A 660-nucleotide genomic window follows, 5' to 3' on the forward strand; every position below is an offset into this window, starting at 1 on the left:
TTTTTTGAATTCCTCGTAAACGGTTTTCTCGGTTTTAAGGAAATCAACGGGTTTGCCCTCGAAGAATTCTTGCCTGCGAAGGTAGTTCACCCTGTTCCAGACTTTGGCTCCAACGTCGGCTAACTCGAAGAGGATTTTCTTTTGGGCCTTCGAGGGCTGGAGTTTGAGGGTTACGCTCCTCTTCGTTTCAACTCACGCTCCCATTGGGTTTCAACGTAGTGTTTGACGATCTCATCAGTTATGTAGCCGACTGAGGCGACGAAGTAGGAGCGGGACCAGAGCCTGCCGTGCGTTGTTTTACTCCTCAGTTCGGGGAATTCTTGAAGGAGTTTTCTGGCGGTTTTGCCCTTCAGGTGGTTCACTATTTGGGCCGGCGAGAGGTTTGGCTTTGCCTGGAGGAAAACGTGAACGTGGTCTGGCATTACTTCGAGTGCAATGACCTCACACCCGATTTCTTGGGAGTATTCCTTGAGCATTTCTTTGAGCCTTTCAGCGACTTTTCCAACGAGAATGTCCCTCCCGTATTTTGGTATCCAGACAAAGTGATAGGTTAAGAAGTGTTTTGCATGTCTTGTCCTCTTGATTCTCGGTGATTCAGGCTTCATTGTGAACCCCTTAATGTATGGTGTGTTTTATTGCTTAAATGTTTTTCGCTTTCCT

The 660-nt window shown here is 47.3% G+C and carries 1 protein-coding gene; it reads right to left on the reverse strand.

From position 1 onward, the window contains the following. Positions 1 to 170: 170 nt before the first annotated feature. On the reverse strand, positions 171 to 605 hold the full coding sequence (gene tnpA / locus APY94_RS12775; protein WP_058939973.1) for an IS200/IS605 family transposase: 435 nt from the start codon (positions 603 to 605) through the stop codon (positions 171 to 173). Positions 606 to 660: the final 55 nt, after the last annotated feature.

The organism is Thermococcus celericrescens, assembly GCF_001484195.1.
Taxonomy (GTDB): Archaea; Methanobacteriota_B; Thermococci; order Thermococcales; family Thermococcaceae; genus Thermococcus; species Thermococcus celericrescens.